Annotated in this window: 14 protein-coding genes; 10 read left to right on the top strand and 4 right to left on the bottom strand. The window is 69.6% G+C overall.

Features of this window, described 5'->3' with window-relative positions:
* Positions 1 to 9: 9 nt before the first annotated feature.
* From ACFV15_RS29015 to ACFV15_RS29030, 4 genes are read right to left on the bottom strand one after another with little or no spacing between them, the layout of a single operon-like run.
* Positions 10 to 1,272 carry an ATP-grasp domain-containing protein gene (locus ACFV15_RS29015; RefSeq protein ID WP_378354029.1) on the bottom strand — a complete coding sequence of 421 codons (1,263 nt, stop codon included), beginning with the start codon at positions 1,270 to 1,272 and terminating at the stop codon, positions 10 to 12.
* The gene (locus ACFV15_RS29020) at positions 1,269 to 2,942 is read right to left on the bottom strand and encodes a thiamine pyrophosphate-binding protein (protein WP_378354031.1); all 1,674 of its coding nucleotides are present in this window, start codon (positions 2,940 to 2,942) and stop codon (positions 1,269 to 1,271) included. Before ACFV15_RS29020 ends, ACFV15_RS29015 begins: the two co-directional genes overlap by 4 nt.
* The gene (locus ACFV15_RS29025) at positions 2,939 to 4,183 is read right to left on the bottom strand and encodes a pyridoxal-phosphate dependent enzyme (protein WP_378354033.1); all 1,245 of its coding nucleotides are present in this window, start codon (positions 4,181 to 4,183) and stop codon (positions 2,939 to 2,941) included. The genes ACFV15_RS29020 and ACFV15_RS29025 overlap by 4 nt, the downstream gene beginning before the upstream one ends.
* A 27-nt stretch (positions 4,184 to 4,210) precedes the next feature.
* A complete protein-coding gene (locus tag ACFV15_RS29030) occupies positions 4,211 to 4,600 on the bottom strand; it encodes a DUF6917 domain-containing protein (RefSeq protein ID WP_378354077.1) in 390 nt (129 codons plus the stop codon).
* 746 nt (positions 4,601 to 5,346) lie between these two features.
* Between ACFV15_RS29030 and ACFV15_RS29035 the strand changes: the two genes are divergently transcribed.
* The 10 genes from ACFV15_RS29035 (at position 5,347) to ACFV15_RS29080 (ending at position 15,570) form a co-directional block, all read left to right on the top strand.
* Positions 5,347 to 6,396 carry an N-acetylneuraminate synthase family protein gene (locus tag ACFV15_RS29035; protein WP_378354034.1) on the top strand — a complete coding sequence of 350 codons (1,050 nt, stop codon included), beginning with the start codon at positions 5,347 to 5,349 and terminating at the stop codon, positions 6,394 to 6,396.
* Between the two features lies 1 nt (position 6,397).
* Positions 6,398 to 7,213, top strand: coding sequence for an SDR family oxidoreductase (locus ACFV15_RS29040; protein WP_378354036.1), 816 nt, complete (start codon positions 6,398 to 6,400; stop codon positions 7,211 to 7,213).
* 26 nt (positions 7,214 to 7,239) lie between these two features.
* Positions 7,240 to 9,159: a transketolase C-terminal domain-containing protein gene (locus ACFV15_RS29045; RefSeq protein WP_378354037.1), complete on the top strand. Its 1,920-nt coding sequence runs from the start codon at positions 7,240 to 7,242 to the stop codon at positions 9,157 to 9,159.
* Between the two features lie 32 nt (positions 9,160 to 9,191).
* Positions 9,192 to 9,866, top strand: coding sequence for an RraA family protein (locus tag ACFV15_RS29050; protein ID WP_378354038.1), 675 nt, complete (start codon positions 9,192 to 9,194; stop codon positions 9,864 to 9,866).
* A gap of 11 nt (positions 9,867 to 9,877) precedes the next feature.
* Positions 9,878 to 10,753, top strand: a complete 876-nt coding sequence (gene rfbD, locus ACFV15_RS29055) for a dTDP-4-dehydrorhamnose reductase (RefSeq protein ID WP_378354040.1) — start codon at positions 9,878 to 9,880, stop codon at positions 10,751 to 10,753.
* The gene (locus ACFV15_RS29060; RefSeq protein ID WP_378354041.1) at positions 10,750 to 12,108 is read left to right on the top strand and encodes a D-arabinono-1,4-lactone oxidase; all 1,359 of its coding nucleotides are present in this window, start codon (positions 10,750 to 10,752) and stop codon (positions 12,106 to 12,108) included. Before rfbD ends, ACFV15_RS29060 begins: the two co-directional genes overlap by 4 nt.
* A complete protein-coding gene (locus ACFV15_RS29065) occupies positions 12,069 to 12,725 on the top strand; it encodes an HAD family hydrolase (protein WP_378354042.1) in 657 nt (218 codons plus the stop codon). The genes ACFV15_RS29060 and ACFV15_RS29065 overlap by 40 nt, the downstream gene beginning before the upstream one ends.
* Complete coding sequence (ilvE, locus tag ACFV15_RS29070) at positions 12,722 to 13,678, top strand: branched-chain-amino-acid transaminase (RefSeq protein WP_378354044.1); 957 nt, start codon at positions 12,722 to 12,724, stop codon at positions 13,676 to 13,678. The genes ACFV15_RS29065 and ilvE overlap by 4 nt, the downstream gene beginning before the upstream one ends.
* Before the next feature lie 127 nt (positions 13,679 to 13,805).
* Positions 13,806 to 14,732, top strand: coding sequence for a DMT family transporter (locus ACFV15_RS29075; protein WP_378354079.1), 927 nt, complete (start codon positions 13,806 to 13,808; stop codon positions 14,730 to 14,732).
* A complete protein-coding gene (locus ACFV15_RS29080; protein ID WP_378354045.1) occupies positions 14,725 to 15,570 on the top strand; it encodes an aldo/keto reductase in 846 nt (281 codons plus the stop codon). The genes ACFV15_RS29075 and ACFV15_RS29080 overlap by 8 nt, the downstream gene beginning before the upstream one ends.

A 15,570-nucleotide genomic window follows, 5' to 3' on the forward strand; every position in this document is an offset into this window, starting at 1 on the left:
CGAGCGGATTTACTCGACCAGGAAACGGATCGACCGCAGCAGGCCGTCGAACCGCTTGTCCAGTTCCGCCTCGGAGTCCGCGGTGAACATGACGTGGCCGTGGCCCTGGAAGGTGTGCGGCGGCACGTTCAGGAAGTCGCCTGGCTTGCGGTAGATCTCGATGTCGTGGACGTTCGGGTCGGCGTCGGCTTCGGGGAGACCGGTGATCTCGGTGAGCTTGCCGGCCTCGCTCGGGAAGATGTTGCGGAAACCGGTCCACACCGGCTTTTCCCACGGCTCGACCACCGGGGTGCGGCCCATGGCGAGGTCGAGCACGCCCTCGACCATGTCGACACCGGTGCTCAGCTGCACCGAGCGGTAGATCGGCCCGCCGCCGAGGCGCGCGGCGGCTTCGAGGATCACCGGCTCCTTGCCGTCACGCAGGCGGAATTCGACGTGCGTCGCGCCCGTGTCGATGCCGAGTGCCTTGTGCGCGGCCGCGGTGGCGGCGTAGAGCACGTCCACCTGCTCGGGCGAGAGCCGCGTCGGGGTGCAGGCGTAGACCTCTTCGAAGTACGGGCCTGTCGGCAGCGGCTTGTCGTGGATGGCGATGCAGTGCGTCTCGCCGTTGACCACCAGCGACTCGACGCTGATCTCGACGCCCGGCACGAACTCCTCGACGAGGATCGCCAGTCCGTACTCCTCGACCGCGTCGCGGTAGAGCGGGTCGTAGTCGAAGCCGTCCCACGCGCCGTCGCGGATGAAGTCGAAGAACTCGTCGAGCTCCGCCTCGTTCTCGATGCTGCGGACGTACATGCTACCGCCGCCGATGAACGGCTTGAGGATCAGCGGATAGCCGACCGTCTCGGCGACCTTCTTCGCCTCCTCGACCGTGCGGGCCAGCCCGAAGCGCGGCTGCGGGACGTTGCCCGCCTCGGCGAACGCCTCACGCATCGCGTACTTGTCACGCGCGATGTAGGCGGTGCGGGGGCTCACGTGCGGCAGGCCGAACTCGGCGGCGACGGCGGCGGCCGACGGCACGCTGTGCTCGACGAACGTCAGCACCGCGCGGATCGGCTCGGTCTCCTCCTCGGCCAGCCGCTTCGCCACCTCGACGGTCTCCGGGATGCTGGTGGTGTCGGCGAGCACGACCCTGTCGACGTATTCGTGCTCCCAGGTCGGCTCCTTGACGATCAGCAGCAGGCGCTCGCCGTGCTCGCGCGCGTAATCCCTGGCCCTCGCCAGGTGCCTGCGGCGGCTCAGGTTCTTCGTGTGCAGCAACAGGATGCTCATGCTTTCCGTTCTCCTTGCTTGGTGACGATGAAGTCGGGTGCGCCTTCGTCGGCGGGCACCACGCATTCGACGAGGGTGGGCCCGGTCCCGGCGACGGCCTCGTCCCAGACGGCGTCCAGTTCGGCGCCGGAGCCCACGCGCAGGCCGCGCCAGCCGAACGCGGCCGCGATGGCCTGCCAGTCGAGCGAGCCGAACCCGGCGCTGACCGGTCCGCCGCCCAGCAGGTCGACCGCGTGCCGGTCGATCAGGCCGAGCCGCTCGTTGTTGAGCAGGAAATAGGTGATCGGCAGGTCGTTGCGGACCGCCGTCTCGAACTCGTGCATGGCGATCGAGAGGCCGCCGTCGCCGCCGATGCCGAACACCCTGGCGTCCGGCCTGGCGAGCTTCGCGCCGAGCGCGGCAGGCAGCGCGTAGCTGATGCTGCCGCTGCCGCGCGGGGTCAGCAGCCGCTGCCTGCCACCGGAGAACCGGATGGCCGCGCCCGCCCAGCCGCTGGACACGCTGGCGTCGGCGACCACGATGTCCTCTTCGCCGAGTTCGCCGGAGAGCCGGTTGCACAGGTGATCGGTCAGGCCCCTGTCCCAGAACACCGGGCTCGCCACCGGCAACGGGCCCGGATAGCGGTAACCGGCCAGTTCGCCGGTGAGCGCCCGGCAGAACTCGCCCGCGTCGGCCAGCACCGGCACACTCGGATGCCCGCGCCTGGCCAGCTCGGCAGGGCTCGAGTCGACGTGCACCACCACCTGGCCTTCGCGCGGCCACCGGTACTTGTCGGTCGACTTGTCACCGAGCTTCGTCCCGATCGCGAGCACGACGTCGGCGCAGCGCACGAAGTCGTTGGCGGCGAAGGAACCTTTCGCGCCGGTGACGCCCGCGGCGAACGGCAGCCGCTCGTCGACGGCGCCCTTGCCGTTGAGCGTGGTCGCGACCGGCAACCCGGTCGCCGCCACCAGGTCACGCAGCTCGGCGGCCGCGTCACCCTGGTGCACCCCGCCGCCCGCGACGATGACCACCGACCGCGCGGTACGGACGTGGTCGGCGATCAGCGCCACCGCGGCCGCGGTGGGCGCGGCGCGCAGCGGTTCCTGGACGGCGGACGCGGGACGGGCGTCCGCCACCGGCGCGGCCAGCACGTCGGACGGGATCTCGACGAACACCGGGCCGCCTCGGGGAGCGGCCGCGGTGTGCACCGCGCTGACGAGGTGCCCCGCGACGTCCTCCGGCAGCTCGACGCGTACCGAATCCTTGGTCACCGCGCCGAAGAGCTCCTGCTGCGCGCACTCCCCCGTGGTCCACCGGCCCGCGTTGGTCCTGGACACCCCGCTCGCGACGAACACGAGCGGGGTGGAGCTGTTGTACGCCTCGAGCAGCGCGGGCACGGTGAACGGCGAGCCGATCCCGCCTGGCGCGTCGCAGACGCCGACCTCACCGGAGATCCGCGCGTAGGCCTCCGCCATGTAGCCGGCGCAGCGCGGGCAGCGCGCCATCACGTGCCGGATCGCGTCCTGCCGCTGTGCCGCGAGGTAAAGGGGCAGCGAGGTCTCGCCGGGGAACCCGACCACGGTCCGCACCCCGGCCGCCGCGAGCCCGCCGAGCACGGCGTCGGCCGCGATCGGCGCAGGCGCGGCGGCAGGCCGCGGCTGCTGGACCGGATGGGCGAGCTGGGTCATGCCGCGTCCGCCGTCCAGGTGGAGTACGCCTGGGGGATCTGCACCGCTGGCCGGTCGGCGCCGGTGAGGTTCACCAGCACCACGGAGTCCTTGCCCAGCACGCCTTCGCGGGCAGCCTTGATCGCGCCCGCGAACGAGGTCGCGCTCGCGAAGCACGGACGCAGGCCGACGCTGTCGAGCAGCGCGCGTGCCTCGTGGATGCCCGTTTCCGGCGCCGCGAGGATCCGGCCGCCGCTCTGCTGGCACAGTCCCCTGATGTACGGGTAGGTGCCGGTCGGGTCGCCACGCAGGATCGCGTAGGCCAGTCCCTTCGGCTCGCGGATGATGTGGCGCTCGGCGATCGCGTCGACGTCCTCGCCGAAGGCGTGTGCCATCGGCGCGCAGCTTTCCTGCTGCACGGCCATGAACGCGGGCAGGCGATCCATCCTGCCGAGCTCGCGGTACTCGATGGCGCCCTTGAACGCCCCCATCAGGCCCATTCCGCTGCTGATCGCCTGGAAGACGAAGTTCGGCTGCTCGGTCATGGCGTCGAACGCCTCGAGGTAGGCGAGCTTGAGGCCTTCACGGCGGGCGTAGTTGAAGAAGCCGCCTTCCCAGAAGTAGCCGTTGTCCTTGGCGTACTGCATGCCGACCTTGCCGGCCGCGACGAACGCGCCGTCGACGACGTGCGTCGCGATCGCGGGGTGGTCCTCGTAGTTGAGGCGGTTGACGAAGTCACGGCCGACGAAGATGTTCAGGTTGAACCCCGGGCGCAGCTGAACGCCGCGGGCGTACGCGGTCGAGCTGTTGCCGGTCGAGGAGAGCACCAGGTCGCGCACGCCGAGCTCGGCGAAGCGCGCCAGCCCGACCGAGGCGATCCGGTCCTTGGTCGAGTAGGTCGGGTTGGCCGACTCGTCCTTGAACCACAGCTGCCCGATGCCGAGTTTCTCCGCCAGCGACGGCACCTGGAAGCACGGCGTGTTGCCCTCACCGAGCCAGCCACTGTTTTCCTTGTCCCGCAAGGGAAGCAGCGGGAAGTAGCGGCGCAGCACGTCCGGGGTGACCTCGGCGTCGAGGCGGACCTGGCCGAGGTCGTAGACGGCGTCGACCGCGCCCTTGCACTCGGGGCACCGGTTGAGCCGGGGGTCGGTCACCTCGGTCTCGCAGAGTATGCACGCGAGCTTGATCACCTTGTCCCTGCCGACGGCGGTGCCGTGGTTCTTGCGGACAAGACTTTCGTAGTTGAGCGTCGGAACAGACACAAAGTCCCCCAAAGGAAGTCGAGCCGGTCAGCCGGCTGCCAGCCTGATGCCGCCGCCGACCTCGAGCCCGAGCTCGACGCCGGTGTCCAGCCGTTGTGCGGCGATCAGAATGTTGTAGTGGTTGGGAAAGTGGGTCTCGTCGAAGCCGTGCACGGTGCCCAGCAGGTGCTCGCCGGAGCGCAGTTCGTCGCCGACGGCGAGCACCCCGCCGTCGAGGATCTCGGCGAAGCCCAGGTAGGAGACGTCGTCCATGGGCTCGGAACGGTCGGCCGAGGGCGTGCAGAGGATGAATTCGTGGATCTCGCCTGCCCGCAGGCAGCGGGTCCTCCACGCGCTCGGCACCATGCGCCTGTCATTTCGGCGATGCCGCATGACCGCCGACCAGCGCGCGGATATCACACACCGGCTCCCGAACATGCCCGCCGTCCGATTCGGCGACTCCTGGACAATTTCGCCCACAGTAAGTCCTCTCGCGATAAATCAATTCAGCCTGGCGCTCACCTACATTTCACTTCGTTGAAATGTATCTCGCGCAAATCGGACATTTGGGCCGGTTTCAGCGATCTGTCAGCGGCCTGACAGCGATACGACAGCCCAATTCCAGCAAACCCGGTCGCAGGCATGCCGAATACCGGTGGTACGACCCGCACACGCGTCGCACCGCCCCCCGTTTTTCGCCTCTCCCCCTCGTCAGCGCCGCCTTCCAGCCGCGCACCCCTGGCTGAAATTCAACTTACCCGGCCGATTCGACCGGTCAAGGAGGACGCGCCGATTCACTCGATCTGCCTAATCCCCAAGGTGTAACGACCCTCGATTCGCCACCATATATATCTATGGATTCAGCAGCGCTGAACAGTTCAGTAAAGGCGCGCTAAATGGTGCGGCACGTTCCGTGGCCAGGTGGCCTTGGACGCTCGTTCCAATCCACAGACGCTTAACAGTACTTTTTGGTCTTGCTTGACGTCCCCGAAATTCGTGGCTACTGTTCGAATCGAGCCGCGGGCAGGATCTTGCCGCCGCGACTGGGGAAATAAACGACAGGCGTTCGCGTGCATGGGGGCACGCCACACCGGCACCGGGCAGGGCTCTGCCGCCCGATGCCGAAGAGCACCGACGCACGCCTGCGCATTCGCCGAGCAACAAAATTTCTAGGGGGATCGACCATGCGCGAATTACAAGTCGCCGACTTCACGATATCCGACGAAACCGACGCCTATGTGATCGCCGAGATCGGCCACAACCACGAGGGTGACCTCGGCAAAGCCATCGAGCTGGTGCGCCGGGCTGCCGCCGCCGGCGCGAACGCGGCCAAGCTGCAGAAGCGGGACAACCGCTCCCTCTACACCCGTGAAATGTACGACCAGCCCTACACCGGCCGGAACAGCTATGGCGCCACCTACGGCCTGCACCGGGAGGCACTGGAGTTCGGCCGGACGGAGTACGTGGAACTGCAACAGCTTTCCGCCGAACTGTCCATCGATTTCATCTCCACCGCCTTCGACTTTCCCAGCGTCGACTTCCTCGCCGACGTCGGCGTGCCCGCCATCAAGCTCGCCTCCGCCGACCTGACCAACACCCCGCTGCTGGCGTACGCGGCCAAGACGAGCAAGCCGCTGATCGTCAGCACCGGTGGCGCCGAGATGGACGACGTGCGGCGCGCCGTCGAGACCATCCTCCCGATCAACCCGAATCTGGCGCTCCTGCAGTGCACCGCGGTCTACCCGGCCTCGGCCGCGGATCTCAACCTCTCGGTCATCACCACATACCGGCGCGAGTTCCCCGAGGTCGTCGTCGGCTTCTCCGGGCACGACGACACCCCGGAGGCGAGCTACACCGCCTTCGCGCTCGGCGCCAGGGTCGTCGAGAAGCACTTCACCCTCGACCGGGCCAGGCCGGGCAGCGACCACCACTTCTCGCTGGAGCCGTCCCACCTGACCGAGCTGGTCGAGGGACTGCGCCGGACGCGGGAATCACTGGGCTCGAACGTCAAGCGCCAGCTGCCGGGCGAGGCGGGCGCGCTCCGCAAGATGGGCAAGAAACTGGTGGCCGCCTTCGATCTGCCCGCCGGTCACCAGCTCACCGAGCGCGACATCGCCATCAAGTCACCCGGCGGCGACGGCATGAAGCCGTATCTGCTGACCGAGATACTGGGCCGCACGCTGACCACCCCGCTCGCGGCCGACGCCGAGTTCTCCATGGGGCAGCTGAGCTGACGTGGAGACCGCGAACATCGACCTCGGCGGCGAGGTCGCCGTGGTCACCGGTGTGCTGGGCAAGCTGGGGTCCGTCTGGGCCTCGGCGCTCGCCGGCGCAGGCGCGACCGTGGTGGGGCTCGACCTCGCCGACACGGTCACGCCGGCACTGGCCGAGGTGCGCCGGAACCACGGCGAGGACAAGCTGGTGCTGCTCAAGGCGGACGTGACCGACCGGGCCGGGCTGCGCACGGCGCTCGAGGCCTGCCTGGCCGGTCCTGGCGCGCCGACGGTGCTGGTCAACAACGCCGGGATAGACCAGCCGCCGTCCGCGGCCGGTGAACGGTCGTGGCTTTTCGAGGACCTTCCGGACGAGCGCTCCGCCGGCGTGCTCGACGTGAACGCGCACGGAACGCTGCGGATGTGCCAGGTGTTCGGCTCGGAGATGGCACGCAGGGGCAAGGGCTCGGTCATCAACATCGGCTCGCTCTACGGCGGGGTCGCCCCGGATCCCCGGATGTACGACCATCTTCCGCTCGACCCGCCGTTCCTCAAGCCACCCGCGTACGGCATGTCCAAGGCGGGGGTCGCGGCGCTGAGCCGCTACCTCGCGGCCGCGTGGGGACCCGCCGGGGTCAGGGTCAACACCCTGTCCCCCGGCGGGGTCCTCGGCGGCCAGGATCCCGAGTTCCTGACCAAGTTCAGCGCCAGGGTGCCGATGCGGCGGCTCGCCGTCGCACCCGACCTGGCCGGGCCGCTGCTCTTCCTGGCTTCCGGGCTCAGCAGCTATGTGACGGGCACGGAGCTCGTCGTCGACGGCGGGTTCACCGCGTGGTGAGCCACGGAAGACTTCACGGAGGAAATGTGCGATCGAAGCTGAGCTGGCTGCCGCGCGCCGAGTTCGACCGGGTCCGCGCCGGGATCGACCAGCGGCACGACCGGGCCAGGGCGTTCGCCGCGATGAGCCGGATCAACACGCTCTACATGATCATGAAGGCAGGCTCGGGCCACATCGGGTCCAGCTTCAGCGCGGCGGACATCGTGAGCTGGCTCTACCTGCAGGAGCTGCGCAGGCCGTTCGAGTCCGACGGCGACCTGTACTTCTCGTCGAAAGGCCATGACGCACCAGGGCTCTACGCCGCGCTGATCGGGCTCGGCGCGCTGCCGGAGGAGACGGTGCACGAGCTGCGCAGGCTCGCCGGGCTGCCCGGTCACCCTGACGTGCACACCCCGCACATGCCGTTCAACACCGGCTCGCTCGGCATGGGCATCGCGAAGGCGAAGGGCGTGATCCTCGCGAACCGGCTCAGCGGCGTCGACCAGCGGGTCTTCGTGCTCACCGGTGACGGCGAGCTGCAGGAGGGGCAGAACTGGGAGTCGCTCGCGGGCGCCGCGCACCGCGGCATGGGTGAGCTGACGGTGATCGTCGACCACAACAAGATCCAGTCGGACACCTGGGTGCGGGACGTCAGCGATCTCGGTGACCTGGAAGCGAAATTCACCGCGTTCGGCTGGCAGACACTGCGCTGCGACGGAAACGACCCGCTGGCGCTGGACATCGCGCTCGCCGCCAGGCGGGACCGGTTCCCCGAGTCACCGGTCGCGATCATCGCGGACACGGTCAAGGGCGCGGGCTGCCCGACCTTCGCCGCCACCACGACCATGGCCGACGGTGACCGGCTCTACCGGTTCCACAGCGGGGCCCCGCATCACGACGACTACGTCAGCGCGCTCGGCGAGCTGGTGACCGTCGCGGACGAGCTGCTCGACCAGTGCGACCTGTTCCCCCTCGAGCTGCGGTCCGCGGAGCGCCAGGTGGTCGCGAAGCCGAACGGCCCGAAGCTGCCGGAGGTGTACGGCCAGGCACTCGTCGAGCTGGCGGAATCCGACGAGCGGGTGATCGCGCTCGACGCCGATCTCGTGCTCGACACCGGGCTCATCCCGTTCTCGGACAAGTTCCCGTCCCGGTTCATCGAGTCGGGGATCGCCGAGCAGGACATGGTCTCGGTGGCAGGCGGGCTCGCCGCGAAGGAGCTGCTGCCGTTCGTGCACTCGTTCTCGTGCTTCCTGCACGCCCGCCCGAACGAGCAGATCTACAACAACGCCACCGAGGAACGGAAAGTGGTGTACGTCGGCTCGCTGGCGGGCGTGCTCCCCGCCGGGCCCGGCCACTCACACCAGGCCGTCCGCGACATCTCGGCACTCGGCGCGGTGCCCGGCCTGGTGCTGCTCGAACCCGCTTCCCCCGCGCAAACCCGTGCGGCGGTGGACTTCTGCGGCAGCACCAAGGACAGCGTCTACTTGCGACTCGTCAGCGGCCCCTGCCCGGCCGAGGTCGCGAGCCTGCCGTCGGAGCCGCTGGTGACCGGCGTCGGGAGCGTGATCCGCCCCGGCGGGCGGACGGTGGCGATCGGGTCGGGCCCGGTGGTGCTCACCCAGCTGCTGCGCGCGGCGAAGCACCTGCACGTCAGCGGCGAGCTGGAGCTGACCGTGATCAACCTGCCGTGGCTCAACCGCGTCGACCCGGCGTGGCTCGAGGAGGTGGCGGCGGGCGCTGACCACCTCTTCGTGGTCGAGAACCACTACACGCACGGCGGCCAGGCGGACCTCATCGCCAGGGCGCTGCTGGAGCTCGCACCGGCCAGGATGCCCCGCGTGCGCGGCATCGGGCTCACCGAGATCCCGCAGTGCGGCAACGACGAAGAGGTGCTCACCGCGCACGGCCTGCACGCCGACCAGCTCGCCGAGCTGGTCAAGTCCGCCGAGCTGCTCAGCGACCACTGAAGCGAAAAACCCAGTACCGAAAGGGAAACCACGTGAAGACCGTCTACAACGAACTCGTCAGGCCGTCGCAGCAGATCCTCGACGCCTACCAGGACGTGCTGACCAACTACAGCCCGAGCTGCCTGGTCACCGACGCGATGAAGCGCGTCGGCGCCATCGGCGGGCTGTTGCCGGTCAAGGCGTCGCACAAGATCGCGGGCCCCGCGCTGACCGTGAACCTGTCGATCGACGACCTCGTCGACTGCATGCCGGTGCTCGCCAGGGCGAAGCCGGGTGACGTGATCATCATCGCCTGCCACGAGACCACCAGGACGGCGATGTGGGGCGGGCTCATGTCCACCCTGTCGCAGAAGGCGGGCATCGCGGCGGGCATCGTCGACGGCGCCATCCGCGACGTCGACGAGATCCGCGACCTCGACTTCCCCGTCTGGTACCGCAGCACCGTCCCGCGCCCCTCGCCCACCGCCGTGCACGACCGCACGGAACCCGTCCAGGTCAACGTGCCGGTGGTCATCGGCGGCCAGCTGATCCAGCCGGGCGACATCGTCGTCGCCGACGAGAACGGCATCGCCGTGGTGCCGTCGGCCGACGCCGAGGAGGTGCTCGAGGGCACCAGGCTGAACATCAGCAAGGAGGCCATGATCCGCGACAAGATCAACTCGGGTGCCTCGGTCACCGAGCTGCTCGCCGAGTTCGGTCACCTGTGAAAGGCACTCCGATGCGTTTGTACCTCACCGGGTCCGACGGGATGCTCGGCACCGCGCTGCGTGCGGCGCTGGCGGGCGGCGAGTGGACGGTCAAGGGCGTCTCGCACAAGGACCACGACATCGCCGACGCCGACGCGGTGGCCTGCTCGATCCGCGAGTTCGGGCCGGACGTCGTGGTGCACGCCGCGGCGCACGCCATCGTGGACGACTGCGAGAACGACCCCAAGCTCGCCATGCGGGTCAACATCGCCGGAGTCCGCAACGTCGTCGAGGCCTGCCGCGAGACCGGCGCCAGGCTGGTCTACATCTCCAGCGACTACGTGTTCGACGGCATCGAGCCACCCGAAGGCGGCTACACCGAGACGGACACGCCGAATCCGGTGAGCGTGTACGGGCTGACCAAGCTCGCCGGCGAACGGATCGCGTCCGCGCTGCCGGACAGCCTGATCGTGCGGACGTCCTGGCTGTTCGGCGGCACGGACGAACGCACGGACAACGTGCTCGCGATGGTCGGGCGCGCCCGCGCGGGCCTGCGCTCGGAGCTGATCGACGACCAGTTCAGCTGTCCGACCTACACCGTGGACCTGGCCGCGGCGCTGGTCCATCTGCTGACGCTGGCCCCCGCTCCCGCAGGCACGGTCCACGTGGCGAACGCGGGTGCGGCGAGCTGGCACCAGGTCGGCGTGCACACGCTGGCCACGCTCGGCGAGGCGGTGGCGGCGGACCTCGGGCCCGACGCCATCGCGCTGGCCGACTGCAAGTTCGACGGCGGCAGGCCGGTGAACTCGGCGCTGAGCACGGCCAGGCTGGCCGGGCTCGGCCACCGCATGCCGCACTGGACGGACGGCATCGAGCGCTTCATCGCCGCACTGGAGGAACGACGATGAAACCCTTGTGGCGCAACTGGTCCGGCAGCGCGCACTGCACACCGCGCTACTTGCTGACCCCGCGCGGCGAAGCCGAGGTCATCGACGCGGTGAACCTGGCCGCCCGCAACGGGCTCGGTGTCCGCGCCGCGGGCACCGGGCACTCGTTCAACCCGCTGGCCTGCACAGACGGCATCCTGCTCGACCTGTCCCGGTTCGCCGGGGTGACCGAGATCGACCGGCAGGCAGCCACGGTCACCGTCAAGCCGGGCACGACGCTGCGGCAGGTCAACGCAGCGCTGGACCGCGAAGGCATGGCGCTGCCCAACATCGGGTCGCTGGTCGACCAGACGGTGGCCGGCGCGATGTCGACCGGCAACCACGGCTCCGGCATGGCGCACGGCCCGCTGTCGACCACGCTGAAGAGCCTGCGGATGGTGACCGCCGACGGCACCGCGAGCCGGTACGACAGCGCGGGCGATCCCGAGGTCTGGCGCTGCGCGCGCACCGCGCTCGGCACGCTCGGCGTCTTCACCGAGCTCACGCTGGCCTGCGTGCCGAAGTTCAATCTGCTGGTCAAGCGGGCGGAGGTCGGGTTCGACGAGTTCCGCGAACAGGCGGGCGAGTGGCCCCGCAGCGCGGACCACGTCCAGCTGAACTGGAGCCCGTGGCACGACGCGATCTCGCTGCGCTCGCTGCACCGCACCGACGCGCCGATCAGCACCGGCTCCCGGTTCAAGCCGTATCGGACCACTGTGGACGAACTGCGCTGCGGGATCATCGGCCTGGCAGGACGTTTCCACCCGCCGTCCGTGCGCGCACTGTCCGATCGGGACAGTGGACCGGCTGGCCCCGACCGGCCGTGGGTGTCCTCGAGCGCCGACGCGTTCGCGTTCGCGCAGCCGATCAAGTTCCTGGCGCTGGAACACGCACTGCCACTGGCGGACCTCGCACCGGCGCTCACCGAGCTGCGTGGGGTGCTGCGCCGGGCGGGCGCCTACTCGCCGTACAGCGTGCTGGCCAGGGTCGGCGCGGGCGACGACGCGCCGCTCAGCCCCGCGTACGGCCGCGACACCGCGTACGTCAACGTCACGGTGCCGAGGCCGACGGCATACCACGGGATCCTGCGGAGCGTCGAGCAGGTGCTGCGCGGCTTCGGTGCCAGGCCGCACTGGGGCAAGGCGCACACCGCGACCGCCGAGGTGCTCTCGCCGCGCTACCCGGAATGGCAGTTGTTCCAGGACATCCGGGCGAAGCTGGACCCGGACGGCCGGTTCGGCAACGACTACGTCAACGGCGTGCTCGGCCCGGTACACGGCACAGGAAGGGCGGGGCAGTGGCACTCGAAGCAGTTTTCTTCGACTTCGACGGGCTGATCTGCGACTCGGAGCGCGCCGCGCGCCGGTCATGGGAAGAGCTCTACGCGGAGTCCGGAGTGGACTTCACCGACGAGGTGTGGGGCCGGATGATGGGCAACTCAGCCGGCGAGGAGGTCGCCGTCGGCGATCTCGCGCTGCGCCGGGGTTCCGGGCTCTCCCCCGCCGAACTCGCCAGGCGCCGGGCACGCAAGGACGCGCTCGTCGCCGAGGAGCCGCTGCGCCCCGGTGTCGAAGAATGCCTGGACGCGGTGGCCGGGGCAGGCGCGCTGGCGGCCGTCGTGTCGAGCTCGGGGCTGCCGTGGGTCGGCGGGCACCTGCAGCGGCTGGGGATCAGGGACCGGTTCGCCTTCCTGATCACCGGCGAGCTGACAGAGCGGCACAAGCCCGCCCCCGATCTGTACCTGCTCGCGCTGCGGCGAGCCTGCGTCGAACCGGAGTCCGCGCTGGCCATCGAGGATTCGGTGGCGGGCGTCCGCGCCGCGCGCGCGGCCGGGCTGCGGTGCGTGGCCGTGCCGGGCGCGGCAGGCGGGCACCAGGACCTCGGCGAGGCGGACCTCGTGCTCGGAACACTGGACGGCTTCGCGGTGACCGAGCAGAAGGGTGCGGTCCGATGAGCATGGACTCGCTGGCCACAGGCGGCTTCGAGCATCCGAAGTGGCTGTGGCGCGACGGCGCGATGGTCGCGTGGGAACAGGCGACCGTGCACGTCAACGCGGTCGGGCACGCCTCGGTCGCGGCCGTGTTCGAGGGCATCAAGGCCTATCTGGCCGATGACGGCGAGCGGCTGCTGCTGTTCCGCCTCGACGACCATCTGGCCCGGCTCGCCGCGTCCGCCAGGCTGTGCCGCATCGCCATGCCGTACGAGGTGAGCGAGCTGCGCGAGGCCGTCGTCGAACTGCTGCGGGTCAACGACTGGCGCCAGGACACCTACCTGCGGCCGTGGGTCTTCCCGCGTGGCCTGATCCGTGAGCAGATGGTGCCCGCCGACGTGCCGTGCGAGGTGGTGATCGACAGCTGGCCGTTCACCACCAAGCTGCTGCGGCCCAGGGGGTGCCGGGCCGCGGTGAGCACCTGGCTGCGCGTGAGCGAGACGTCCATGCCGCCGAGGGCTAAGGCGTTTTCGAACTATCACAATGGCAGGCTCGCCATGCTGGAGGCCAGGGAGAACGGGCACGACTGGCCGATTCTGCTCAACGACCGGCACAAGGTGAGCGAGGGCCCCGGCGCCTGCATCGCGATGGTGCGCGACGGGGTCGTGTCGACACCGTCGCTCACCAGCGGGCTGCTCGAAAGCCTGACCAGGGCGACCGCGCTGACGCTGCTGGCGGAAGCCGGGATCGCCGTCGAGGAACGCGAGATCGACCGCAGCGAGCTCCAGCTGGCCGACGAGCTGTTCTTCCTCGGCACCGCGTGGGAGGTACTGCCGATCACGACGATCGACGGGCTGCGGGTCGGCGACGGGAAGATGGGGCCGGTCGCCGGGCTGCTGGAACAGCGGTACTCGGCCATCGTGCGCGGCACCCAGGGGCACGACGAGTGGCTGACCGAGGTCAGGTTCGACAGTTAAGCAGCGCTGAAGGGTTCGCCGCACAACGTTTCACACATCGCGGCGCCGCCGCGCGGCAGACTGGAGGGGTACGGGAAGCGGCCGGTTCAGGGGGAAAGTCATCGCCACGATCAAACGCGGCAGTCTGCTGCGGCTCGCTGCCGTCGCACTGCTTTGGGGCTCCAGCTTCCTGTGGATCAAGCTCGCCTTGCGTGGCTTCTCACCGGGGCAGATCGTGCTGGTCAGGCTCGCGCTGGGCGGGCTGTGCCTGCTCGCGCTGTGCGCCGCGCGCGGGCTCGCCCTGCCCAGGTCCCCACGGCTGCTGGCGAAGATCGCGGTCGCCGCGGTCTTCGCCAACTTCGTCCCCTATCTGCTTTACGGCATCGCCGAGCAGCAGGTGGATTCGAGCCTGGCGGGCGTGCTCAACGCCAGCACTCCATTGTGGACGATGGCGATCGCGCTCTGCGTCAGGCAGGAGAAGTCGGTCGGCGCCTGGCGCGGCGCCGGACTGGTGCTCGGCTTCGCGGGCACCCTGCTCTGCCTCTCGCCATGGGAGGCAGGCGGCGCGCTCGGCGGCGCGCTGCTGTGTCTCGCGGCCGCCGCCTGCTACGGGATCGGTTACGTCTACACCAAGCGGTTCCTGACCGGCTCCGGTCTCGACCCGGTCGCGATGGTGGCCGCGCAGCTGCTGGTGGCGACCGGGTTGTCCGCGCTGACGATCCCGGTCACGGGCATGCCGCCGGTGACCGTGCGCGCCGACGCGATCATCGCGCTGGTCATCCTCGGCGTGCTCTGCACCGGGGTGGCGTACCTGTTCAACTTCAGGCTGACCGTCGAGGACGGCTCGACCGTGGCGTCGACCGTCACCTACCTGCTGCCGATCGTCTCGGTGCTGCTCGGCATGGCGCTGCTCGCCGAACCGTTCCGCTGGAACGCCATCGCGGGCATGGCCGTCGCGCTGGCCGGTGTCGCGCTCGTGCGGCGCACCAGCGCTGCGGCACCACCACTTCAGCCGCCACCGGAACCGGTTTCGGCGAGGCCTGGATCAGGAAGAGAGGAAGACACACATGGATGACACCTTCGCCATCGGCGGTGACCTCGTGGTGCACCGGAGCGGTTTTGGCGCCATGCGGCTGACCGGCCCGAACGTCTGGGGCGACCCGGCGGACCGCGACGGTGCGATCGAGGTGGCGCGCCGCGCCGTCGAGCTGGGCATCACCTTCATCGACACCGCCGACGCCTACGGCCCCGGCAGCAACGAGGAACTGCTCGCCGACGCGCTGCACCCGTACGCCGACGGCGTCGTCATCGCGACGAAGGCAGGCCAGAGCCGTCCGGGCCCCGGCAAGTGGAAACCGCTGGGGCGCCCCGAATACCTGCGCCAGCAGGCGGAACTGAGCCTGCGCAGGCTCAAGCTGGAGCGGATCGAGCTGTACCAGCTGCACCGGATCGACCCGCAGGTGCCGGCGGCCGAGCAGTTCGGTGTGCTCAAGGAACTGCAGGACGAGGGTAAGGTCGGTCACCTCGGCCTGTCCGAGGTGACGGTCGAGCAGATCGAACAGGCGCGAGAGCAGATCCAGGTCGCCAGCGTGCAGAACCTCTACAACGTGGCCGAGCGCCAGCACGAGGCCGTGCTCGACTACTGCGAGCGCGAGAACATCGCGTTCATCCCGTGGCGCCCGATCTCCAAGGGCGAGCTCGCCACGGCGGACGGCCCGCTCGACCTGGTGGCGAAGGAACTCGAGGCCACGCCGTCGCAGGTGGCGCTCGCCTGGCTGTACCGGCGCTCCCCCGCCATCATCCCGATTCCGGGCACCTCGACGATCAAGCACCTCGAGGAGAACCACGCCGCCCTCGAGCTGAAGCTCACCGACGAGCAGTTCGGCAGGCTGTCGGAGATAGCCCCCGCCTAG

The organism is Amycolatopsis sp. NPDC059657 (genome assembly GCF_042734395.1).
Lineage (GTDB): Bacteria > Actinomycetota > Actinomycetes > Mycobacteriales > Pseudonocardiaceae > Amycolatopsis.

Coding starts and splice junctions, on each gene's coding strand:
- ACFV15_RS29060 (WP_378354041.1), top strand. CDS start 10,750: ATGAAACCCTTGTGGCGCAACTGGTCCGGCAGCGCGCACTGCACACCG.
- ACFV15_RS29080 (WP_378354045.1), top strand. CDS start 14,725: ATGGATGACACCTTCGCCATCGGCGGTGACCTCGTGGTGCACCGGAGC.
- ACFV15_RS29035 (WP_378354034.1), top strand. CDS start 5,347: ATGCGCGAATTACAAGTCGCCGACTTCACGATATCCGACGAAACCGAC.
- rfbD (WP_378354040.1), top strand. CDS start 9,878: ATGCGTTTGTACCTCACCGGGTCCGACGGGATGCTCGGCACCGCGCTG.
- ACFV15_RS29015 (WP_378354029.1), bottom strand. CDS start 1,272: ATGAGCATCCTGTTGCTGCACACGAAGAACCTGAGCCGCCGCAGGCAC.
- ilvE (WP_378354044.1), top strand. CDS start 12,722: ATGAGCATGGACTCGCTGGCCACAGGCGGCTTCGAGCATCCGAAGTGG.
- ACFV15_RS29020 (WP_378354031.1), bottom strand. CDS start 2,942: ATGACCCAGCTCGCCCATCCGGTCCAGCAGCCGCGGCCTGCCGCCGCG.
- ACFV15_RS29030 (WP_378354077.1), bottom strand. CDS start 4,600: ATGTTCGGGAGCCGGTGTGTGATATCCGCGCGCTGGTCGGCGGTCATG.